Below are 23,384 nucleotides of genomic sequence, written 5' to 3' on the forward strand. Positions count from 1 at the left end.
ATAGCGCTTAGGAAGCGCGAATGCGCGTCCAGATCTCGTCGCGCTGCTTGATGGCTTCTTCGCCGAGGTAGAGGTTCGGCTCGCACTTGGCGAGCACCTCGGCCGACGGGAAGATGACCGGGTTGTTCTGGTACTCCGCCGGCATCAGTTCGCGCGCCGCCTTGTTGGTGGTGGCGTACTGGATGGTGGTGGCGATGCCCGCACCTTCCTTAGCGTCGAGGATGAAGTTGAGGAAGGCCATCGCGTTCTCGGGGTGCGGTGCGCCCTTCGGCACGGCCAGCGTATCCTGCCAGACGAGCGAGCCTTCCTTCGGCACGATGTAATCGAGGTCTTCGTCTTCGGTCATCACCTGCTTGATGTCGCCGTTCCATTCCTGGCACAGCTTCACCTCGCCAGAGGCGAGAAGATCCTGGCCGTTGTCGGGCGCGAAGACCTTGATGTTCTTCTTCTGCTTGATCAGCAGGTCCTCGACCTTCTTGAGCTCGTCCGCATTGGTCGAGTTCCAGGAGTAGCCGAGATACTTGAGACCGGCACCCAGCACATTGGACTGGTCGCCCAGCAGCGAGATGGCGCCCGCATACTCATCCGAGTCGAGCAGCACCTTCCAGCTGTCGGGCGTGCCGTTGACGGCCGACTTGCGGAAGCCGATGCCCACGGTGCCCCACATGTAGGGGATCGAGTACTTGCGGCCCGGATCGAAGGTCGCGTCCTGGAACAGCGGGTCGATGTTCGCCATGTTGGGGATCTTCGCGTGGTCGAGCGGGATCACCATGTCGGCCTTGATCATGCGCTCGAGGTAATCATTGGTCGGCACGATCACGTCGTAACCCGGATTGCCGCCCTTGAGCTTGGCGAAGAGCTCGTCGTTGTCGGCATAGAGATCCATCTTCACTTCGATGCCGGTGGCATCGGTGAATTCGGCCAGCGTGTTCTCGCCGATGTAGGTATCCCAGTTGTAGAAGTTCAGTTTCTTTTCTTCTTCAGCCATCGAGAACCGCGGCAAGAAGGTGAGGCCCGCGAACAGCGCGCCGGTTCCCTGAAGGACCGAGCGGCGGCTGGGACGGAACCGCGGACGGAAATTCGACATTCTCTCAATTCCTTTCACAAGTTCTGCACCGATCACTTTTGACCGCCGGCGCATGAGGCGGCAACAAACTGGGAGGGGTATTTAGGCCACCCCCACCCCCCGGCCAATAGGAAACTACTTAAGCTTTTGTAATGTCACGCAACTTCTGACTTCACCTGGGCATAGGTTGCATCCAGAGCAAGACGCGCAAGGCGCACCAGCTCGTCGATCTGCTTCTCGGTAATGACCAGCGGCGGGGCGAGCACCATGGTGTCCCAGCAGGCGCGCATGATGAGGCCATTCTTGAAGCAGTTGTCGCGGCACATCGCGCCAACCCGGCCGGGGCTGGCAAAGCGGCTGCGCTTGGCCTTGTCGTTCGACAGCTCGATGGCGCCGATGAGGCCCACGGAGCGGGTCTCGCCAACGATCGGGTGGTCGCGCAACGAGGCCAGTGCCTTGGCGAAGTACGGGCCGATGTCGCGGGTGTGCTCGACCAGCTTCTCCTGCTGGATGATCTCGATGTTCTTCAGCGCCACGGCGGCGGCCACCGGATGGCCGGCATAGGTCATGCCGTGGTAGAATTCACCACCCAGTTCGAAGAAGTCCTTGATCAGGTGGTCGGCGAAGGCAACGGCACCGATCGGCAGGTAGCCCGACGACAGGCCCTTGGCCATCGGCACGATGTCGGGCTCGAAGCCCATGGTCTCGAAACCCCACCAGTTGCCGGTGCGCCCGAAGCCGCAGATCACTTCGTCCGAGATGATCAGGATGCCGTACTTGCGGCAGATCTTCTGCACTTCCGGCCAGTAGGTCGACGGCGGGATGATGACGCCGCCTGCACCCTGGATCGGCTCGCCGATGAAGGCGGCCACATTGTCGGGCCCGACTTCGAGGATCTTCTTTTCAAGTTCGGCGGCAGCGGCCAGGCCGAAATCTTCCGGCGTCATGTCACCGCCAAGGTCGAACCAGTGCGGCTGCTGCACATGGTGGAAGCCGGGGAACTCGGTGCCCACCTGCTCATGCATGCCCTGGAAGCCGCCGAGGTTCGCCGCCACCATGGTGGAGCCGTGATAGCCGCGGGTGCGGGCGATGAAGTGCTGGCGGTAGGGCTTGCCCTTCAGCTTCCAGTAATGGCGTACGAAGCGGACGATGGTATCGTTCGATTCAGAACCCGAGTTGGTGAAGAAGATGTGCTTGAAGCGCTCCGGCATCACCGACGAAATCTTGGCGGCAAGCTCGGTCGTTGGCACGGTCGTCGTCTTGAAGAAGGTGTTGTAGTAGGGCAGGTCGAGCATCTGCTTGTAGGCAGCCTCGGCCAGCTCCTTGCGGCCATAGCCCACGTTCACGCACCACAGGCCGGACATGCCGTCCAGAAGCTTTTGGCCATTGCCGTCCCAGATGAAGATTCCGTCCGCCTGGGTCATGACGCGCGGGCCGCCCTCGGCATGGAAGGACTTGTGGTCGGTGAAGGGATGGAAATGATGCGCGATGTCGTTGCGCACGACTTCAGCGATGTCGATGTTCTTGTTGAGGACGTTCATGGCACTCTCCAAACTGAATACGGCAAACGGCCCGCGCCGACGTGAGCGGGGCAAATGATCAGGCAGAATGCGGGGATCTTACGGCTTGAATCCGATGCGAGCGCAATGAAGCATCACTTCATCATACGCGGTTTTTGACCAGATAGGCAAAATCGCCCCGGATATGGTCGCGTGGAAACACATGTCTCTTCTATGCCATTTCTTCGGTTCCTTCGCAAGGAACACGCAATCACAGATCATCCCAAGGGGCAGGTTTTCTCGTCTTTTGCATACATGTTGCAGCCCAAGCTGCAGGCAATCGGTCAGTTTTCGGGCAGGTGCAATTTCTGGGGCATGTTTTTCTTGCGCCATTGCTGCCCTTGTCACCATACTGCGGCGCAATAAGGGCGGCGGATGACGGTGATTTTCAACGAAATGGATGGCGGCGGTGGCGCTCCGCGCGAGCCCTATGCCCAGGTCGCCGAATGGCTCAAGACCCTGTCACGCAGCGACGTCGAGCGGGCTCTGCGCGAGGCGGAAGCGATCTTCCGCCGCCAGGGCATCACCTTCGCGGTCTATGGCGACGACGAGGCCGCCGAACGCCTCATCCCCTTCGACATCATCCCCCGGGTCTTCGCCGCTGCCGAATGGCGCAAGCTGTCGGCCGGCATCGAGCAGCGCGTCCGGGCGCTCAACGCCTTCATCCACGATCTCTACCACCGCCAGGACATCCTGCGCGCAGGCAAGATCCCGCACGAGTTCATCATCCAGAACGAGGCCTTCGTGCCGGAGATGGTGGGCGTGACGCCGCCACGCGGAATCTATGCCCACATCATCGGCATCGACATCGTGCGCGTGGCCGCCAACGAGTTCTACGTGCTGGAGGACAACTGCCGCACGCCGTCGGGTGTGTCCTACATGCTCGAGGACCGCGAGGCGATGATGTACCTCTTTCCCGAGCTTTTCGCCCAGCAGCGCGTGGCGCCCGTCGAGAACTACCCCGCCATGCTGCGCCAGACGCTGGAGAGCGTGGCGCCCGCCGGCTGCAACGGCGAACCGACCGTCGTCATCCTCACACCTGGCATTCACAACTCCGCCTTTTTCGAGCACGCCTTCCTGGCGGACGAGATGGGTGTTGAACTCTGCGAAGGCGGCGACCTGTTCGTCGATGGTGGTTACCTCTACATGCGCACCACGCAGGCGCCGAAGCGGGTGGACGTGGTCTACCGCCGCATCGACGATGCCTACCTCGATCCCCTCACCTTCCGGCATGACTCCGCGCTCGGCGTTCCCGGCATCTTCGATGTCTACCGTGCGGGCCGCGTCACGCTGGTCAACGCGCCGGGCACCGGCATCGCGGATGACAAGTCGATCTACACCTACATCCCCGACGTCATCGAATTCTACACCGGCGAGAAGCCGCTCCTGAAGAACGTGCCCACCTGGCGCTGCAGCGATCCGAAACAGCTGGCTTACGTGCTCGACCACCTGCCGGAACTGGTGGTGAAGGAAGTGCACGGATCGGGCGGCTACGGCATGCTGGTCGGCCCCACCTCGAGCAAGAAGGAGATCGAGGCCTTCCGCTCACGGCTGAAAGCCCGCCCGAAGAACTACATCGCGCAGCCCACGCTGGCGCTTTCCACCGTGCCGACATTCACCAAGTCCGGCGTGGCGCCGCGCCACGTCGACCTCCGGCCCTTCGTGCTATCGGGTGACAAGGTGAGGATCACGCCCGGCGGGCTCACACGCGTGGCGCTGAAGAAGGGCTCGCTGGTCGTCAATTCCAGCCAGGGCGGCGGCACCAAAGATACCTGGGTGTTGGAGGACTGATGCTCGGACGCACCGCCGCAGCCCTGTTCTGGATGTCGCGCTACATGGAGCGGGCGGAGAACCTGGCGCGCCTGCTTGAGGTCGGTCACCGCATCTCGCTGATGCCGGGCGCCATCGAGGGCCACCGCGACGAATGGCGCTCGACGCTGCAGTCCTGCGCCTGCGACCATGGCTATGCCGAGAAGCACGACGAGATCGTCACGGCCAGGGTCATCGACTTCCTGATCTTCGACGAGGACAACCCATCCTCCATCCGCTCCTGCATCAAGACGGCGCGCAACAATGGCCGCGCGGTGCGCACGGCACTGACGCGCGACGTGTGGGAGAGCATCAACGCCACCTGGAATGAACTCGCCCAGGTGAAGCCCTCGTCCATGACGGCGGACCGGCTGCCCGTGTTCCTCGAGTGGGTGAAGCAGCGGGTGATGTCATTCCGCGGCGCGCTGCTCGGCACCATGCTGCGTAACGACACCTACCACTTCAGCCAGCTCGGCAATTTCATGGAGCGGGCCGACAACACGGCGCGCATCCTCGACGTCAAGTATTTCATCCTGCTGCCCAAGGCCACCGACGTGGGCAGCGACATCGACATGCAGCAATGGGCGCAGATCCTGCGCTCGGTTTCCGGCCACCGCTCCTACCGCTGGTTCTACCGCGACTCGCATTATCGTCCCTGGCTGATTTCGGAGTTCCTGATCCTGCGCGAGGAAATGCCGCGCTCGCTCATCTTCTCCTACGGCTGGGTGAACCGGTCGTTGCAGGGCCTCGCCAGCCATTACGGCGCAACATATGACTGCCACCAGCAGGCCCATGACACGCATGAGCGGCTGAAGAACGCCAGGATGGAGGAGATTTTCCAGTCCGGCCTGCACGAATTCCTGCAGGACTTCATCACCGGAAATGCCAAGCTGTCACACGCCATCGCCACCACTTACAACTTCCCGTAGCCCATGCGCCTCGCCATCCGCCACGAGACCCACTACGACTACGATACGCCGCTGGCCTATTCGGCACAGCGCCTGCACCTGTGGCCGGTGGACTTCGCGGCGCAGAAGACCGTGTCGTGGTCGATCACGGCACCCGGCTTCGACCGGGCGCTGAGCTACACCGATGGCTTCGGCAACCGCGTGCACATGGTCACCTTCGACAACATCGAAGGACCCGTGGCCATCGTGGCCGACGGCGTGGTGGACGTGACGGATGCGGCAGGCCTCGTGAGGGGGCTCACCATGGCCGCACCCGATGCGGTGTTCCTGCGCCAGACGCGGCCCACCACGGTAACCGCCTCGCTCCGCGCGCTGGCCGAGAAACAGTTCACCGGACGGAGCGTGCTGGCCGGGCTTCACGCGCTGATGGCCGAGATCCACGGTCACGTCGCCTATGAACTGGGCGCCACCCACGCCCACACCACAGCGGCGGAAGCCTTCGCCGACGGGCGCGGCGTGTGCCAGGACCATGCCCACATCTTCATCGCCGCCTGCCGCTCCGCCGGAATCCCGGCGCGCTATGTGACGGGCTATCTGGTGACCGGCATGGGCGCCTCCTCCACCGCCTCCCATGCCTGGGCGGAAGCCCTGGTGCCGGACCTGGGCTGGGTGGGCTTCGACCCCGCCAATGCCAAGTGCCCGACCGATAACTACGTACGTGTTGCGGCCGGACTGGACGCGGCAGGGGTCGCCCCCATCCGGGGCTCGCGCCGGGGTGGAAATACCGAGCGGATGAGGGTTGAAGTCCGTGTCGAGATCGCACAACAGTAGGCCATCGCTGATTTTCCCGGACGACTCGGAATGACCTATTGCGTGGGAATGTTGCTGGACGAGGGCCTGGTCATGGCCGCCGACACCCGCACCAATGCAGGCGTCGACAATGTCGGCAAGTTCAAGAAACTCTTCACCTGGGAGAGGCCGGGCGAGGCCGTTTTCGTGCTGCTCACCGCAGGCAACCTTGCCGTCACCCAGGCCGTCGTCAGCATGCTGACGGAAGGCATTCAGGCCGCGCGTGGCAAGAAGACGGGTGAGAACAACCTGTATGCCGCCAAGACCATGTTCCAGGCGGCACGTCTCGTGGGCAGGGCGATCCGCGATGTAAAGGAAATCGACGGCGACCACCTCCAGGCCAATGGCGATGCCTTCGCGGCGAGCTTCATCTTCGGCGGGCAGATCGGCAAGGAGCGCCCGCGCCTGTTCAACATCTATGCCGCCGGCAACTTCATCGAGGCGACGGTCGACACGCCGTTCTTCCAGATCGGCGAGCACAAATACGGCAAGCCCATCCTCGACCGCGTGGCACGTAATGACATGAAGCTGGGCGATGCCGCGAAGATGGTGCTGCTGTCATTTGACTCCACGCTGCGGTCCAACCTCAGCGTCGGGCTGCCCATCGACCTCCTGACCTATGAGCGTGGCACGCTGAAGATCGAGCACACCAAGCGCATCGGGCTGGATGATCCTTACTTCAAGATGCTGTCCACCGAATGGTCCAAGGCGCTGCGCACGGCCTTCATGAACATCGAGGCGCTGGATATCTGAGGGCGGCGTATTTTGGTTATTCATCATGCCCGGGCTTGTCCCGGGCATCCTTTGTGGTAGCGACCAAAGAGGATCGCCGGGACAAGCCCGGCGATGATGAGGAACGGGAATGATGCCGGAGTGCACCGGCATTGATCACTCCGCGAAGGCCGCCGCCATCAGCCGCCGTGTATAGTCTTCGCGCGGGTGTTCCATCACTTCGTCGGGCGTCCCCTGCTCCACCATCCTTCCGTCCTTCATCACCATGATGTGGTCAGCCATGGCGCGCACCACGGCGAGATCATGGCTGATGAACAGGTAGGACAGGTTGTTCGCCTGCTGCAGGTCGCGCAGCAGGTCGATGATCTGCTTCTGCACCTGCCGATCGAGCGCCGAGGTGGGCTCATCCAGCACCACCACCTTGGGCTTCAGGATGATGGCGCGGGCAATGGCGATGCGCTGGCGCTGGCCGCCCGAGAATTCATGCGGGTAGCGGTTGCGCAGGGAAGGATCAAGCTGCACCTCCTCCAGCGCCTGCGCAGCGCGCTTGTCGCGCTCGGCACGCGAGATCGAGGGCTCATGAACGAGCAAGCCTTCGGTGACGATCTGGCCCGCCGTCATGCGCGGGCTCAGTGAGCCGAAGGGGTCCTGCAGCACGATCTGCAGCTCGCGGCGCAAGGGCCGCATCTCCTCTCGCGTGAGGCCTTGAATCGAGCGGTTCTCGAAACTGATGGCGCCCTCGCTGGGCAGCAGCCGCAGCACGGCGCGCGCGAAGGTGGACTTGCCGGAACCCGACTCGCCCACGATGCCGATGGTCTGGCCCTGGCGGAGCGTCATCGACACGCGGTCCACCGCGCGCAACTCCAGCGGCGGGCCGGACATGAAGCCACCGCCCAAACGGAAGGTAACGCGCACATCGGTGGCATCGATCATCTTGCGGGCATTGGGCGCCACCGGCAGCTTGCGGCCCGTGGGCTCAGCTTCAAGCAGTGCCTTGGTATAGGGGTGCTTCGGATGTGCGAAGAGTTCAACCGTCTCGCCCTCTTCCACCACCTCGCCACGGCGCATGACATAGACGCGATGCGCGATACGCTTCACGATATTGAGGTCATGGGTGATGAAAACCATGCCCATGCCGAGCCGCTGCTGCAGGCTGGCCATGAGCTCAAGAATCTCGGCCTGGATGGTGACGTCGAGTGCTGTCGTCGGCTCATCGGCAATCAGCAGGTCGGGGTTGTTGGCGAGCGCCATGGCGATCATCACGCGCTGGCGCTGGCCGCCCGACATCTCATGCGGGTAGGAGCGCATGCGGCGTTCCGGTTCCGGAATGCGCACGAGGCGCAGCATTTCGATGGCGCGTGCCCGCGCATCCGCTTCACCAAGGTTTTGGTGCTTGCGAATGGGCTCGATCAGCTGGTCGCCGATCGAATAGAGAGGGTCGAGCGAGGTCATCGGCTCCTGGAAGATCATGGTGATCTTGGCGCCGCGGATGTCGTTGAGCGCGGACTTCGAAATCGCCAGCAGGTTGGTGCCGCGATAGTCGACCTGGCCCGTCGCCTTGCCGTTGTTCGCAAGGAGGCCCATGGCCGCCATCATCAGCTGGCTCTTGCCGGAACCGGACTCACCGACGATGGCCACCGTCTCGCCGGCCTTCACATGCAGGTTGACGCCCCTCACAGCCTCGACCACGCCGTCGATGGTCGAGAACTCAACCTTCACGTGGCGGAGATCGAGGATGCGCTCGCTCATCTCAGCGGTCCTTCGGGTCAAGCGCGTCACGCAGGCCGTCGCCGATGAAATTCAGCGCGAAGAGCGTGGTGGTGAGGAAGAAGGAGGGGAAGATCAGCAGCCATGTGGCGCTGGGAATGTTCTTGGCGCCCTGGCTGATGAGCACGCCCCAGCTCGACATCGGCTCCTGCACGCCAAGCCCCAGGAAAGACAGGAAGCTCTCGAGGATGATGACCTGCGGCACCAGCAGCGTCATGTAGATGACGACCGGGCCCAGCAGGTTCGGCACCACGTGGCGCAGCAGGATGCCACCGGGTGAAACGCCCAGTGCCTCCGCCGCCTGGACATATTCCTGCCGCTTCAGCGACAGCGCCTGGCCGCGCACGATGCGCGCCATGTCGAGCCACAGCACGGCACCCACCGCGAGGAACATCAGCACGAAATTTCGTCCGAAAAACACCACCAGCATGATGACGAAGAAGATGAAGGGCAGCGAATAGAGAACATCGACGATGCGCATCATGACCTCGTCGGTGCGTCCGCCGGCAAAGCCCGAGATGGCACCATAGAGCACCCCGATGAACACCGCGACCAGTCCGGCGAGAAGGCCGATGGCCAGCGACACGCGGCCGGCAATGAGCGTGCGGGTCAGCAGGTCGCGGCCGTTATTGTCGGTGCCGAAGAAGAAGTATTTCTTCTGGACGTCGGCACTGATCGTCATCGTCATGCCGTCGGTCGATTTCTCCGATATCTGCGCGCCCTCGAACACGTCGGAGCGGTCGATGTAGCGCGTCACGCGCTCGTCGATGGGCTTGGCGGAGGTGAGTGTGATGAAGACCTTGCCGTCGCGCTCCTGCCAGCCGACGAGATCGAGGCGGCTCCGCTTCACGGCGTCCTTCACAGCAAGATCGATGGCATTGGCCTTTGGATAGGCCTCGAGGCTGGGCGGCACGCGCGTATAGTCCTGATAGATGGTGGTGAAGTCATGCGGCGTGAACCACGGGCCCACGATGCAGATCACGCCCATGAACAGCAGATACCACAGGCTCACCATGGCGGCCTTGTTGGCCTTGAGGCGGTTCCAGGCGTCCGCCCACAGCGAGCGACCCTGCGTGGCGGGGGTGAGCGACACGTCAGTCATAGCGCACCCGCGGGTCGACCACGGCATAGAGGATGTCGACGATGAGGTTGAAGACGATGGTGAAGATGGCGATGACCACCACGGTGCCCATGACCAGCGTGTAGTCGCGGTTGAGTGCCGCCTCGACGAAGTAGCGGCCGACACCGGGGATGGAGAAGATGGTCTCGACGATGATCGAGCCCGTGAGCAGTGCAGCGGCGGCGGGGCCTGCATAGGAGATGATGGGCAGCAGCGCGCCGCGCAGCGCGTGCTTGATGATCACCGAATAGTCGGACAGGCCCAGCGCGCGGGCGGTGCGGATGTGGTGGGAGCGCAGGGACTCGATCATCGAGCCGCGCATCAGGCGCGCCACGATGGCGAGCTGCGGCAGCATGAGGGTAAGGACGGGGCCGACCTTGTTGATGAAGGCGCCATCACCCCAGCCGCCGACCGGGAACCACTTGAGAGTGAGCGCGAAGAACAGCTGGAACAGCGGTGCGATGACGAAGGTCGGGATGGTCGAACCCGCCGTGGCGGTGGCGATCACGGCATAGTCCGCAGGCCTGTTCTGGTAGAGTGCTGCAATGATGCCGAGGATGCCGCCGAACAGAAGTGCCAGCACGAGGGCGGATCCGCCGAGCTCGATCGAGATCGGCAGGCCGTCGGCGAAGAGTTCGGCCACCGTGAAATCGGGCAGATTGTAGCTCGGGCCGAAGTCGCCGTGGATCAGGTTGTTGAGGTAGAGCAGGTATTGCTTCCAAAGCGGCTGATCGAGGTGGAAGACCCGCTCGAGATTGGCCTTGATGATGGGGTTGAGGCCCTTTTCCTGGTTGAAGGGGCCGCCGGGCGCCACGCGCATCAGGAAGAACGAGATCGTCACGATCACGAACAGTGTCGGGATCGCGGTGAGGAACCGCCTCAGGACGTAACGCAGCATGTCCGCAACTCAAGCTTTGGGTGGGAGGCCGCCCTGCTCTTCGCGAGCAAGGCGGCCATTCACTGTTGCGGGACTATTCCTTGGCGAGGAAACGGGTGGGGTGAACGTCCATGACGTTGTTCTCCCAGCCCTTGACCTTGTTCGAGACGAGGTTGTGATAGCTGTAATAAAGCAGCGGCACCACGCAGAGGTCGCGCGCCACGCCGATGGCCTCGGCGTCCGACAGCAGCTTCATGCGCTCCTCCGGCGTGGCCGCGGCAGCGGCGGCGGCCATCAGGTCATCGTATTCCTTGTTGGAATAGGCGGCATAGTTATTGCCGGTGCCGGTCTTGCACAGGGCCAGGAAGTTTTCCGGGTCCTTGTAGTCGGCGATCCAGCCGGCGCGCGCGATGTCGAAGTCGCCGTGCTGTTCGAGCAGGCCGTAATGCGTCTTGGTGTCGGTGTTGACGAGCGACACCTCGATACCGAGCGGCTTCAGCTGTTCCTGGATGGCGACCGCAGTGTTCTTGTGGTTCTCAGAGGTGTTGAAGCGGATTTCCATCTTCAGCGGCTTGTCGGGGCCGTAACCCAGTTCCGCCAGCACCTTCTTGGCCTCGTCCTCGCGGTCGAGCTGCGACTTCTCGGCATAGTCCGTGGTGCGCGTCTCATAGCCGGTGATGCCGGGCGGCACGAAGGAATAGGCCGGGATCATGGTGTTCTGCCAGACCTTCTCCGCGAGGTAGTCGCGGTCGATGGCTTCCGAGATCGCCTGGCGCAGCTTCACATTGTCCCAAGGCGCCTTGTCGATCTTGAAGGCGTAGTAATAGGTGCCGAGATAGGGGCCGATGTGGATCTGGTCGCCGAACTTCGCCTTGAGGTCGGCGAGCTGCTCGGTCGGCAGGTCGTCGTTCGAGTCGAGCTCGCCCGCCTCGAAACGCTTCATCGCGGTCGAACGATCTTCGGTGGGGATAAAGTTGACGACATCGATCTTGACGTTGGCCGCGTCATAGAACTTGTCGTTCTTGACCGCCTTGATGTGATCGTTCGGCACGAACTCCGTCAGCACATAGGCGCCGTTGGAGACGAGCTTGCCGGCCTTCACGAAGTCCGCCCCCAGCTTGTCGATGTTGGCCTTGCTCACCGGATAGGTGGACTGATGGGTGAGCATCTCGAGGAAATAGGGCGTGGGCGCGTTGAGCGTCACTTCGAAGGTCTCGGGATCGATGGCCTTGACGGCCAGTTCCTCGGGCTTCTTCTTGCCGGCGGTGATGTCCTCGGCGTTGGTCACGGGGGCCAGCATGTAGGCATATTCAGAGGCGGTGGCCGGATCGACCAGGCGGCGCCAGGAATAGACGAAGTCATCTGCCGTCACCGGCGAGCCATCGGACCACAGCGCGCCCTTGCGCATCTTGAAGGTGTAGGTCTTGCCGTCGGCCGAAACGGTAAAGCTCTCGGCGGCGCCGGGCTGCACCTGGGCCTTGGCGTCCTGGATCATCAGGCCCATGAACAGGTCGCGCAGGATGTTGGCTTCATAGACGGTGGAGGTCTTGTGCGGGTCGAGAGACTCCGGGTCGGCTGAATTGCCCCGGTTGTAGATGACCTCGGCAAATGCACCTGTGGTTGTCATCGCAATCAGGCTGCATCCGATGAGCCAAGATTTGAGACTGAACTGCACTTTCATTTTTTGCTCCCTGTCTAGTTTCTGTGAGGTGTTCGCGCCGTGACACCTGCAGAAAAAGATACCACCTAAAATTTCACTTGTCGCCAGTAACGTCATTCCTGGCGGTGGACGGCCCGGGGAGCGGGTTCGGCCAGAAGGTCCAGCCAGCGGGCAAGTGCGGGAACCAAGAGGACGATCAGCAGCGCGACGATCAGGAACAGCATCGACAGCGAGGCGCCGAGTTCGGCCACGGCCGGGCGCGAGGAAATGACCAGGGGTGCCGCAGCCCCCGCCAGGGTGATGGGCGGCAACAACACGGCGCGCAACGGCAGGATATGCGACTGCATGGCCGCTGCGCCACCGCGCAGCCTGACAGCGATCAGCATCGAACAGGTGATCAGCACCGCGATGGCCGCGCTGATGCCGGCCAGCATCGCGGCATTCAGGCTGATGTTGAGCATCACCGTGACCCCGGCCGTGAGCGAGATGAAGGCTGCGGCGGGCGCCATCGACAGCACCAGCCCGCGCAGGCTGCGCAGCGCGGCCACCACAACGGCAGCAGCTGCCAGCAGGGCGATGCCGAGAGCGAGGATGGCCTCGTGATGAATCATCTCGTTGCGAACGAGCGAGACGATGGGCTCGCCCGCCGCCTGCGGCACGGCGCGGCGCAAGGCTGCAGCGAAGGAGAGTTCTCCGGTGCCGGACCGCGGCATCACCTCGATGCGCCAGGTTCCATCCTGCGCCACGAAGCGGTGGAGGAGCTGTGGTTCGAGATCGGCAACTGCCGGCGGCTGCATCACCGCCAGCTGCTGCACCAGGTTCGACATCGCGGCGAGCCCGCCAAACAGCGACTTCTCCAGCGCCGCGACGTGCTGCGCGTCGGGCGGCTCCGGCGCCACGAAGAGGTCCAGCGCCCGGTGCAGGCGCAGCGCGGCCTCGCGCAGCTGTGGCGTTGAGGCCGGGCCATTGGCGATGTTGGTCAGCTGGGTCTGCAGGTCCTGGAAGTTCTGGTTCAGGGTCACCTCATCGGCGACCTCGCCGAAGGCCGGGTCGAAGGGGCCGAGCGCCGTGAGGCGGTGCAGCTCGGCTATCTTGGGACCGGCATCGGGCGGCAGGAACTGCTGCGCGGTGCGGATCGCCCCCACTTCGGGAAGGGCCGAGAGCCTTCCCACGATCTCCTTTACGCCGGCTTCAGGCGCAAGGATGTGAACAGCACCGCGTGCATCGGGCGTTTCGAGATAGGGCGGCGGCGAGGACGGCAATTGGCGCTCTCCGAAGCGCATGCCGGGGAGAAACACCATCGAGAACACGGCCGCGGCGAGCAGCACCATGGCGGCAATGTCGAGCGCAGCTTTGCCCGCGGGAGCGCCGTGCTCGCCCATCGCATCATCGAGCCAGTGCGGCGGAACCTCGGCCTGGCGCGGCGTCGTGAGAACCAGTGCGGCGGGCAGCACGGTGAGCGATGACAGCCACGCCGCAGCACAGCCCGCCAGCGCGATGGCCGCGAAATGGCTGAGCGAGGGCAGATAGCGCAACAGCCATGAGGCCCACACCACGCCAAACAGCAGGATGACAAAGGAGACGAAGCTGCCCTGCCGATGCGCGGCCAGCATCACCGCCTGCATGGGCGCCAGCCCGCGCGAGCGGCCCTGGCCGAAGGCGACGGCGATGACGCCGCCCGTCACGATGGCCGGGGCCAGCACGGCGACCGCGAATGACCAGGTGGCGCCGTCGAGCGGCGAGCCCAGTGCCGCCGCCACGCCGCCTGCCACGGACAGGGTGAAGGCGCCCGTCATCAGCACGGCCAGCGCCTGGCGCAGCGAGCCGAGTGCGGCGAACAGCAGGACGAGTGTCAGCAGGATGGACAGCAGCGCCGGCACCACGAAGTCGCGCAGCTCGCTGGGGCTGGAGGCGAGCGCGCGGCGCGGCCACAGCCAGTTCACGTCCTGCATGCCGACAGAAGCCTTGCGAGAGGCCGCTGCTGCCTCGCGCTCCATGCCGGGAACGGGCGTGGCGAGCACATACCACCGCCGTGACTGGGCTTCCGTGTCGAGATTGGCCAGCGCCTGCCAGTCGAGCGGGCGGGGCTTGCCCTTCACCTCAGCCTCGATGGCGGTGGAGGCGGCCATCAGCAGGGATTCGAGGCCGGGCGGCGAGCGCCCCTGCTCCACCGCATTGCCGATCTCAGTGACAAGGGCCGCAAAGCCGCCCATGTCGGGAGCTGACGCCATGGCATGATAGAGCGGCTCCAGCTGCAGCAGCGCATCGACGCGCGCGCGCACGGTGTCACCATCCTGATAGAGCAGCGCGTTTGTGTCGTAGAAGGCGCCGGTGCCCGGCACGAAGGCAGAGAGGAACAGGTCCTTCTGCTGCTGCAGCATGGCGGCGAGCGCCAGTGCCTGCTGGCGCGCCGTCTCGGGATCGCTGCTCGACACGACAGCGAGGAAGGTCTGCTCCACCCCTGGGAATTTGGCAGCAAGCTCCGCCTGCAGGTTGGCCGTCCCCTGGTCGAGCCCGATGCGCGGTTGCTGGTCCGGGTCGATCGACAGGCGGGTGGCGGCAAAGCCCGCCAGGGCCGCAGTGAGCAGCAGGGCCACGGCCACCACCACCATACGGTAATTCGCACAGCTGCGGGCAAGGCGCGCAAAGGCGTTGGGTCGCAGCTTTTGCCGCAGCCCGGAGCCAGGTCGCGGCTTGCCGCTCCAATGGGGTTGGTCCCACCTCATGCTGTGCTTTGAATCTTCTCCACGGCAGCAGTTGCGGATTCGCCTGCCCGCCCGCATCATAGGCCAGATTCACACGAAAGGAAAAATCGGATCATGACCGAAAAACCGGGCAGCAACCGCGGCTGGCATACTGAAACCGCAGCCGTTCACGCCGGGGAGTTCGTCGATCCGGCCACCCGCGCCTCTTCGCCCAACCTCGTGATGTCGGTTACCTTCGCGCCGGAAACGGTGACTGGCTTCTCGGCGCGTGACGAGCAGGGCTACGAGGGCTTTGTCTATGGTCGTGTCAGCAGTCCGAATGTGAGCCAGCTCGGGGCCAAGCTGGCCGCTCTCGAGGGTGGCGAGGCGGCCCTGTGCTTCGGCTCCGGCGTGGCCGCAGCCCATGCGGTAATCTGCGGCAGGCTGAGCTGCGGCGACCACCTGATCGTGCCGGATGCCAATTACGTGGGGATCGCCGAACTGGCGCGCGACACCCTGCCCCGCTTCGGGATCGAGGCGTCCTATGTCGACGTCTCCCGCATCGAGGAGGTTGCCGCGGCAATCCGGCCCAATACCCGCATGCTGTGGCTGGAAACCCCCGCCAACCCGACGATGAAGCTTTGCGACATCGAGGCCCTGGCGAAGCTCGCGCATGACAGGGGCGTGCGCGACGTGGCCGTGGATTCGACCTATGCCACGCCGATTGCCACGCAGCCGCTGAAACTGGGTGCGGATTTCGTGGTGCATTCGCTGACCAAATATATTGGCGGCCACGGCGATGCGATGGGTGGCGCCGTGATCGGGCGCAAGGCCGAACTCGACGCGCTGAACCTCGAGGCGACGGTGCATTTTGGCGGCGTGCTGTCGCCGTTCAATGCCTGGCTGATCCTCCGGGGTGCTGCCACACTGCCCATCCGCATGCGGGCGCATGAGGAGGCCGCACTGAAGGTGGCGCGCTTCCTGGAGGAACACCCCGCCGTGTCACGCGTGTTCTACCCGGGCCTCGCGTCGCACCCGCAGCATGAACTGGCGGAGCGCCAGATGCGGAACTTCTCCGGCATGATGACATTCCAGACGAAGGAGGCAGGCCCCGCCATCGCCGCGCGGATGGTGAAGGACCTCGAAATCATCCATTACGCCGTGTCGCTCGGCCACCACCGCAGCCTCGTCTACTGGATCGGCACGGATGATATCCAGACCTCGACCTTCCGGCATGACCCGGACCAGCTGCGCCGCTACCGCGACTATGCGGGGGATGGCGTATTCAGGCTGTCAGTCGGGATCGAGAACCCGGACGACCTGATTGCAGACCTGGCGCGGGTGCTGTGAGGCTGAAATGGATTGCCAAAAAAGTTAAGGGAAAGTAGTCAATATCAGAGAATTTATCCCTTGAAAGTTGTATCGCCGTACATTAACTAAAGTGAGTATTTTTCTACTCACGGGTGTGTTTCATGCGGTGGTTGCACTGGACTCTCCTTCTCCTCCTGACGTTGTTCTGGCAGACGATACCCGGCTCGGCCGCCGAGCGGGTGCTGCTCCAGGCCGCGGGGCAGAGCCAGGCCAGCATCGAAGGCGGGGCCACGCTCAGCACCTCTGCCGCCGTCACGGGCCTGCGGGCCACCGCCCAGCGCAATGGCACCGTCAAGGTCATTGTGGGGCTGAAGGTTCCTTTCGCCCCCGCCTCGAAGCTTGGCACTGCCGAAGCCCAGCGGCAGGGCCGGGAGATTGCGGCTGCCTCCACCGCCCTGCGGGCGCGCTTTGCCGCCGCCATCACCCGTGCGCCAAGCTCCTTCCGCAGCTACAGCAGCATTCCGTTTGTCGCCCTCGAAGTGACGCCCGCCGAACTCGACAAGCTCTCCACCGACCCGGACGTCATCAGCATCACGGAAAACATGGTTCTCCGGGCGAACCTCGCCCAATCAGCGGCATTGATAAGGGCGCCCCAAGCCTGGGCGGATGGATACACCGGCAAGGACCAGACCATCGCCATCATCGACTCGGGCGTTGACAAGAACCACCCCTTCCTTGGCGGGCGCATCGTTTCCGAGGCCTGCTACACGAACAGGCAGTGCCCTGGTGGCAGCAGCAGCTCAACGTCGAGCGGGTCGGGCATGCCCTGCGTGGGGTCAACCGAATGCGATCACGGAACACATGTGGCGGGCATTGCCGCAGGCTATAGTTCCAACGCCTTTTCCGGCATTGCACCGGATGCCACGCTCATATCCATCAATGTCTTCACCTCGAGCGGGGGACGAACGGGCACCAATGCTGCCGACGTCCTGGCCGCGCTGGAGCGCGTCTACCAATTGCGGGGCAGCTACAGCATTTCAGCTGTGAACATGAGCCTCGGATGGTCCGTCCGATTCTCCACCACCTGCGATGACGCCCTGCCTTCGATGACGGCCGCGATCAATCAGCTCAAGGCAGCAGGCATCGCGGCCATCATCTCAAGCGGCAATGACGGGTCTTCAAGCAGCATCAGCTTTCCAGCCTGCATCTCCAGCGCAGTGAGCGTGGGTTCGGTTTCCGACTCGAACTGGGGCACATGCGGTGGTGCCGGGATTGCGAGTTCACCCACCGCTATCGACAAGGTGGCCTGCTATTCCAACGCCTATGAAGAGCTTTCGCTTCTGGCCCCGGGCTCTCCCATCCTGTCGTCGATACCGGGCGGCGCCTATGCCACGAAGCACGGAACCTCCATGGCCGCGCCACATGTGGCGGGCGCTTTCGCGGTTCTGCGACAGAAGGCACCCGGCGCATCTGTCGACGACATTCTCACCACGCTGCGCGACACCGGCCAATCCGTGACCGACTATCGCAATGCCGCCATCACCACGCCGCGCATCGACGTCATGGAGGCGCTCGAAAAGATCGATACAAGCGACGGGCGCCTTGCCATCAATCTCACTATCAACGGCAAGGGGACCGTGACGTTCTCGCCCGCCGGCAGCAAGTCAAGCTGCACCGCCAGCTGCGTGAGCACCTATGCCCCTGGCACGTCGGTGACCCTGACGGCGACGCCAGGCGCCAGCATGTCCTTCGCCGGATGGGGCGGTGCCTGCGCGGGCCAGGCCACTTGCACCATCACCATGACCGCAGCGAAATCGGTGTTCGCCGCGTTCTTCCCGATCTCTTCCGGGCCGCCCACGACGCTTTCGATCAGCAAGACAGGCGGCGGCGCAGGCTCGATCTCCGTCCTCGCCGATGGGCAGGAGACGAGCTGCTCCGGCAGCTGCGCGCGCAGCTATGGCAAGAACACCAAGGTGATACTGACAGCCAACGCGGCCTATGGAGCCGCACTCACCACCTGGACGGGAGCATGCAGGGGCAAGAAGTCGACATGCATCGTGAGGTTGTCGTCAGCAAAGTCCGTGGGCGCCAATTTCGAGACGCTTCCGATCTATTCCCTGAGCTATGCCAAGGCCGGGGCGGCCAGTGGCACTGTGCAGATCAGCTCATCGGGCCAGACCCTGACGTGCGGTGACAGCTGCACCAATCCGTTTCCAGCAGGCGCAAGGATCACGCTGACGGCAGTTCCCGCGACCGGAAAGATATTCGGCGGCTGGTCGGGCATCTGCGGGGGACGCAAGACGCAATGCAGCTTCACGCTCAGATCGACGGGCAGCGTTTCAGCGGTGTTCAACTAGCCGCTGGCGGCTCCGAAGCCTTATGGTGTGCAACGCCCGCGCTGAGCTTGCGATAGGACCTGATGCTGACGGGGATGAGCGCCAGGTAGATGACACTGACGATCGACAGGAACTCCCACGGATAGGATATCAGCATCACCACGGCGAGCACGGCGAGGCCGAGCACCGGCAACACCATGTCGCCACGGATGCGGCCCATATGCTTGCCGGAGAAGGTGGGAACGCGGCTGACCATCAGCAACGCGACGCAGACGATGTAGGGTCCGATCAGCAGCGCCCAGCCATGGCCCTCGTCGATGATGCCGAGAAAGCCGAGGTAGAAGGGCAGCAGCGCCAGCCCCGCACCCGCCGGCGCAGGCGCCCCGGTGAAGAAGCGGTTGGCCCAGGCAGGCTTGTTGGGATCATCCAGCGCCACGTTGAACCGGGCCAGGCGCAGCGCGCAGCAGATGGCCAGCACGAGGCAGATGACCCAGCCCAGCGTGCGCAGCGAGTTGAGCGACCAGACATAGAGCAGGATGGCGGGTGCGACGCCGAAGTTCACGAAGTCAGCAAGCGAGTCGAGCTCGGCGCCGAAGCGCGAGGTGCCTTTGAGGAAGCGCGCCAGACGGCCATCGACCGCATCGAGCACGACGGCCAGCATGACGCTGGCCACTGCCAGTTCGTAACGGCCCTCGAAGGCGAAGCGGATGGCGGTGACGCCGCTGCACAGGGCGAGCAGCGTGATCATGTTGGGCAGCAGGAAGCGCACCGGCACCATGCGGAAGCGGCGCTGGCCCTGATCCACCCCTACAGCCTGGTCCACGCTCTCCGTCTCGCGTTCCATCAGCTGGGGCGCCCCTGGCGTTCAGGCTCGCTGGCATCGAGATCGGCGAGCACGGTTTCGCCGGCCACGGCGCGCTGGCCGAGGCAGGCGAGCGACTTAGCACCCCTGGGAAGATAGACGTCCACCCGGCTGCCGAAGCGGATGAGGCCGAAGCGCTGGCCGGCGGACAAATGCTCGCCGTCGTTCACGAACTTCACGATGCGGCGAGCGACGAGGCCCGCGATCTGCACCACGCCGATGCGCTGGCCGTTGGCGCGCTCCAGCGTGAAGGCCTGGCGCTCATTGTCGAGAGAGGCCTTGTCGAGGTCGGCATTGACGAAGAGGCCCGGCACATAGGCGATGCGGCGGATGGTGGCATCGAGTGGCGAGCGGTTCACATGCACGTCGAAGACATTCATGAACACCGAGATGCGGGTGACCGGTTCACGCGCCAGATCAAGCTCGACCGGCGGGATCACCTCTTCGATGGCGCTGATGCGGCCATCGGCGGGGGAAATCACCAGCCCGTCACGGACCGGCGTCACGCGCTCAGGATCGCGGAAGAAATAGGCGCACCACAGGGTGAGGATGACGCCAATCCAGGCCAGCGGCCCGAAATGAAGCCAGAACAGCACCAGTGTCACCGCGGCAAAAATGGCGATGAAGCGGTAGCCCTCCTTGTGGATAGGGACCAGGACTTCGGAAACGGACTTGGCGATCGACATGGGCGTGAGGTCTACCGAGTTGAAAGGGGATTGAAAAGCGGTTTAGGGCGTGACCCCCGCGGCGCGCTCACGCGCCTCGACGTCGCGGATGCCGATGACGGCGGCCACTTCATTTTCAGCCTCCTTGAGGATTTCGCGGGCTTGCTCCACCTGGCGCTGGCGGTTCCACATGGCGGCATAGATGCCGTCTTCCGCGAGGAGCTCCTCATGGGTGCCGCGCTCGGCCACCTGGCCGCGCTCCAGCACGATGATCTCGTCGGCGTCGATGACGGTGGACAGGCGGTGGGCGATGACCAGCGTGGTGCGGTTTTCCGACACCTTCTTGAGCGCCGCCTGGATCTGGTGCTCGGTGAAGCTGTCGAGCGCCGAGGTGGCCTCGTCGAGGATGAGGATGGGCGGGCCCTTGAGGATGGTGCGGGCAATCGAGACGCGCTGCTTCTCGCCGCCCGACAGCTTGAGGCCACGCTCGCCGACCAGCGCGTCATAGCCCTTGGGCAGGCTCATCACGAAATCATGGATCTGCGCCATGCGGGCGGCCTCCACCACTTCCTCGTTGGTCGCATCGGGGCGGCCGTAGCGGATGTTGTAGCGGATCGTGTCGTTGAACAGCACGGTGTCCTGCGGGACCATACCGATGGCGGCGCGCAGCGACTTTTGCGTGACGTCCGAGATGTCCTGATCGTCGATCAGGATGCGGCCGCCGTTCACGTCATAGAAACGGTAGAGGAGCCGCGAGATGGTGGACTTGCCCGCACCTGACGGGCCGACGATGGCCACCGTCTTGCCCGACGGCACGCGCAGCGACAGGTTCTTGAGGATCGGGCGCTCTGCGTCATAGGCGAAGGAGACGTTCTCGAAGACGACGTCGGCGGGACCGACCTTCAGGGCGCGCGCGCCCGGTTTGTCCTCGATCTCGGCATTGACCTTCAGCAGCGTGAACATCTGTTCGACGTCGATAAGGCCCTGCTTGATCTCGCGGTAGGAGGAGCCGATAAAGTTGAGTGGCATGTAGAGCTGGATCATCAACGCGTTGATCATCACGAAGTCGCCGACCGTGGCATGGCCGGCCTTCACCGCGAGCACTGACATGATCATCACCACGGTGAGGCCGATGGAGAACACCACGGCCTGGCCGGAGTTGAGCACGGAGAGCGACACCCAGGTCTTCACGGCGGCAACTTCATAACTATCCATCGAGCGGGCGTAGCGCTGCACCTCGTGCTCTTCGTTGCCGAAGTACTTGACGGTCTCGAAGTTGAGGAGGCTGTCCACTGCCTTGGTGTTGGCCTCGGTATCCGCCGCGTTCATGTCACGGCGGATGTTGATGCGCCATTCGGTGGCGGCATAGGTGAAGCCGACATAGGCGACGACGGTGACAAGGATGACCACCGCATAGAGCCAGCCATAGGACCAGGCGAGGATGCCGGCGACCAGCGCGATCTCGAGAATCGTCGGGAAGGTGTTGAACAGCGAGAAGCGCAGCACCGTGTCGATGCCCATGGTGCCGCGCGACACGATGCGCGACAGGCCGCCGGTGCGGCGCTCGAGATGGAACTTGAGAGACAGGGCGTGCAGATGGCGGAAGGTGCGGACGGCGAGTTCCTTCACCGCGCGCTGGCTGACCTTGGCGAAGACCGCATCACGGATCTGGGCCAGCACCACCATCATGATGCGGGCGAAGCCATAGGCCAAAACGAAGAACACGATGGCGGTGATGGCGGTGGTGGCCACGTCCGCCTTGCCGGTCAGCGCGTCGGTTGCATATTTGAAGGCGTAGGGAGCCGCCACGGTGACGACCTTGGCGAGCACGAGCGCCACCAGCGAAAAGATCACCCGTGCCTTGAGGCCGGGGTGGCCCGCGGGCCAGAGATAGGGAAGCATGTCACGCAGGATGGACCATTCGTCTCCATCCACGTTAACGGGCTTGTCGATGCTGGGGGGCGTCCTGCGGCTCATGAGAGCAGCATATAGGTAGCCGGAGCCCCCTTGCGAAGCGGAAACTACTGGCCGGAGCCCGCGTTTTCCTCAGGCGTCAACTGGTCGCGGCGCTTCGGGTCGATCGATTCCGAACTCGCCGCCACGTCCGGGGTCTTGAACACCTGGCCGGGATAGATGCGGTTTGGGTCCCGGATCTGGTCCTTGTTGGCCTCATAGAGCATCGTGAACTTGGAGCCATCGCCGTAGAGTACGCGCGAAATCCTCCACAGGTTGTTGCCCGGCTGGATGACGACACGGCCTTCCTTGGGCTTGGCCGGAGTCGCCGGCGTGGTCGCGGCGGGCGCCTGCTGGGTGGCTTCGGCATCGGTCTTGGACGTGCTCTCAGGCTGCGGGGCGTCCGCGGTTGCGGCAGGCGGGGTGGCCTCGACCACCTTCTTCTGCTCCTCGCGCACAAAGGGCACCTCGACCCGGTTCAGGACCTTGCCTTCGCCATCGAGGCCGTCCACCCGGAGCGTGTGAACGCCCGGGGTGACCTCGGCCGTGGCGGAGAAGGTCCAGCGGCCATCAGCCCCCACCGGGGCATCACCAATGATGTTGTTGTCGATGTAGACGCGGGCCGTGTTGCCCTCGTTGCCCTGGCCGGAAAACACGATGTTGCCTGCGGGATCATAGTCCACGGCATCGATGGAGACGAGCTTGGCCGGCTTCTCAGCGGCCGGGGTGACGGCAGGCGCGGTGGTGGTCTCGGCTGGCTTTGCCTCGGGCTTCTGGAGCACGCGGGTGGGCTGGTCGGGGCTGACGACGGCGACGAGGGCCTCCTGCGGCTGGTCAGCGGCCGGCACGATGACGGCGACACTCTGCTCGGACGGCGTTGCGGCAGCCGCACCCGGGGCCTTGGCCTCGAGCGTCAGCGCGCCACTGCCGACAGGCAGGGGGGTCGAGGGCACCAGCACGAAGGCGCCATCGCTGTTGGCCGTGGTCTCGCCGATCGGCTTTCCATCGAGCTTGACGATCACGTCCGCTCCCGGGGCCGCGGTTCCGGCGATCACGGCTTCGCCGGTCTTTTCGACACGAACGGTGTCGAAGGCTGGAATCTCGGCGCTGTCGGGGGCGCTTGTGGCGGCCGGAGCCTCAGGCGGGGCTTCCGGCTGAGCGGCTGCCGTCTGCTGGGTGGTGTCGGTCTCCGGTGCCTCGGGGGCGGGTTGTTCGGCAGTCGTCGC

General features: G+C 64.0%; 17 protein-coding genes. 6 read left to right on the top strand and 11 right to left on the bottom strand.

The window, feature by feature from the left end:
* Window positions 1-7: 7 nt before the first annotated feature.
* Window positions 8-1,087, bottom strand: a complete 1,080-nt coding sequence (locus WCJ41_RS09150) for a spermidine/putrescine ABC transporter substrate-binding protein (protein ID WP_336905546.1) — start codon at window positions 1,085-1,087, stop codon at window positions 8-10.
* 134 nt (window positions 1,088-1,221) lie between these two features.
* Window positions 1,222-2,607 (bottom strand): aspartate aminotransferase family protein, encoded by a 1,386-nt coding sequence (locus tag WCJ41_RS09155; protein WP_336905547.1) that lies wholly within the window; start codon window positions 2,605-2,607, stop codon window positions 1,222-1,224.
* Between the two features lie 393 nt (window positions 2,608-3,000).
* Between WCJ41_RS09155 and WCJ41_RS09160 the strand changes: the two genes are divergently transcribed.
* Genes WCJ41_RS09160 through WCJ41_RS09175 form a run of 4 tightly spaced genes read left to right on the top strand, consistent with a single transcriptional unit; the run spans window position 3,001 to window position 6,944 of the window.
* Window positions 3,001-4,416 carry a circularly permuted type 2 ATP-grasp protein gene (locus WCJ41_RS09160; protein ID WP_336905548.1) on the top strand — a complete coding sequence of 472 codons (1,416 nt, stop codon included), beginning with the start codon at window positions 3,001-3,003 and terminating at the stop codon, window positions 4,414-4,416.
* Window positions 4,416-5,363, top strand: coding sequence for an alpha-E domain-containing protein (locus WCJ41_RS09165; protein WP_336905549.1), 948 nt, complete (start codon window positions 4,416-4,418; stop codon window positions 5,361-5,363). The genes WCJ41_RS09160 and WCJ41_RS09165 overlap by 1 nt, the downstream gene beginning before the upstream one ends.
* 3 nt (window positions 5,364-5,366) lie before the next feature.
* Entirely contained in the window at window positions 5,367-6,173 is an 807-nt protein-coding gene (locus WCJ41_RS09170) for a transglutaminase family protein (RefSeq protein ID WP_336905550.1), read from the top strand.
* A gap of 30 nt (window positions 6,174-6,203) precedes the next feature.
* A complete protein-coding gene (locus WCJ41_RS09175; RefSeq protein ID WP_336905551.1) occupies window positions 6,204-6,944 on the top strand; it encodes a proteasome-type protease in 741 nt (246 codons plus the stop codon).
* Window positions 6,945-7,079: 135 nt separating this feature from the next.
* Here WCJ41_RS09175 and WCJ41_RS09180 read toward each other — a convergent pair whose 3' ends face one another.
* The 5 genes from WCJ41_RS09180 to WCJ41_RS09200 form a co-directional block, all read right to left on the bottom strand.
* Window positions 7,080-8,672, bottom strand: coding sequence for an ABC transporter ATP-binding protein (locus tag WCJ41_RS09180; protein ID WP_336905552.1), 1,593 nt, complete (start codon window positions 8,670-8,672; stop codon window positions 7,080-7,082).
* Window position 8,673: 1 nt separating this feature from the next.
* Complete coding sequence (locus tag WCJ41_RS09185; protein ID WP_336905553.1) at window positions 8,674-9,792, bottom strand: ABC transporter permease subunit; 1,119 nt, start codon at window positions 9,790-9,792, stop codon at window positions 8,674-8,676.
* The gene (locus tag WCJ41_RS09190) at window positions 9,785-10,708 is read right to left on the bottom strand and encodes an ABC transporter permease subunit (RefSeq protein WP_336905554.1); all 924 of its coding nucleotides are present in this window, start codon (window positions 10,706-10,708) and stop codon (window positions 9,785-9,787) included. The genes WCJ41_RS09185 and WCJ41_RS09190 overlap by 8 nt, the downstream gene beginning before the upstream one ends.
* Before the next feature lie 73 nt (window positions 10,709-10,781).
* Entirely contained in the window at window positions 10,782-12,314 is a 1,533-nt protein-coding gene (locus WCJ41_RS09195; protein ID WP_336905562.1) for a peptide ABC transporter substrate-binding protein, read from the bottom strand.
* A 146-nt stretch (window positions 12,315-12,460) separates the two neighbouring features.
* Entirely contained in the window at window positions 12,461-14,959 is a 2,499-nt protein-coding gene (locus WCJ41_RS09200) for a hypothetical protein (protein ID WP_336905555.1), read from the bottom strand.
* Window positions 14,960-15,166: 207 nt separating this feature from the next.
* Here WCJ41_RS09200 and WCJ41_RS09205 point away from each other — a divergent pair, with 207 nt between their 5' ends.
* Window positions 15,167-16,381, top strand: a complete 1,215-nt coding sequence (locus WCJ41_RS09205) for a PLP-dependent aspartate aminotransferase family protein (RefSeq protein ID WP_336905556.1) — start codon at window positions 15,167-15,169, stop codon at window positions 16,379-16,381.
* 122 nt (window positions 16,382-16,503) lie between these two features.
* The gene (locus WCJ41_RS09210) at window positions 16,504-18,699 is read left to right on the top strand and encodes a S8 family serine peptidase (RefSeq protein ID WP_336905557.1); all 2,196 of its coding nucleotides are present in this window, start codon (window positions 16,504-16,506) and stop codon (window positions 18,697-18,699) included.
* On the opposite strand, the gene WCJ41_RS09215 is transcribed toward WCJ41_RS09210, so the two are convergent.
* From WCJ41_RS09215 to WCJ41_RS09230, 4 genes are all read right to left on the bottom strand, one after another.
* On the bottom strand, window positions 18,692-19,522 hold the full coding sequence (locus tag WCJ41_RS09215; RefSeq protein WP_336905558.1) for a phosphatidylcholine/phosphatidylserine synthase: 831 nt from the start codon (window positions 19,520-19,522) through the stop codon (window positions 18,692-18,694). The two genes, WCJ41_RS09210 and WCJ41_RS09215, sit on opposite strands and share 8 nt — an antisense overlap.
* Window positions 19,522-20,226 carry a phosphatidylserine decarboxylase gene (locus tag WCJ41_RS09220; protein WP_336905559.1) on the bottom strand — a complete coding sequence of 235 codons (705 nt, stop codon included), beginning with the start codon at window positions 20,224-20,226 and terminating at the stop codon, window positions 19,522-19,524. Before WCJ41_RS09220 ends, WCJ41_RS09215 begins: the two co-directional genes overlap by 1 nt.
* 42 nt (window positions 20,227-20,268) lie before the next feature.
* The gene (locus WCJ41_RS09225; protein ID WP_336905560.1) at window positions 20,269-22,182 is read right to left on the bottom strand and encodes an ABC transporter ATP-binding protein/permease; all 1,914 of its coding nucleotides are present in this window, start codon (window positions 22,180-22,182) and stop codon (window positions 20,269-20,271) included.
* Between the two features lie 44 nt (window positions 22,183-22,226).
* Window positions 22,227-23,384: LysM peptidoglycan-binding domain-containing protein (locus WCJ41_RS09230; protein ID WP_336905561.1), on the bottom strand; the 1,158-nt coding region annotated here is incomplete at its 5' end.

This window comes from Aestuariivirga sp. (assembly GCF_037139295.1).
GTDB lineage: Bacteria > Pseudomonadota > Alphaproteobacteria > Rhizobiales > Aestuariivirgaceae > Aestuariivirga.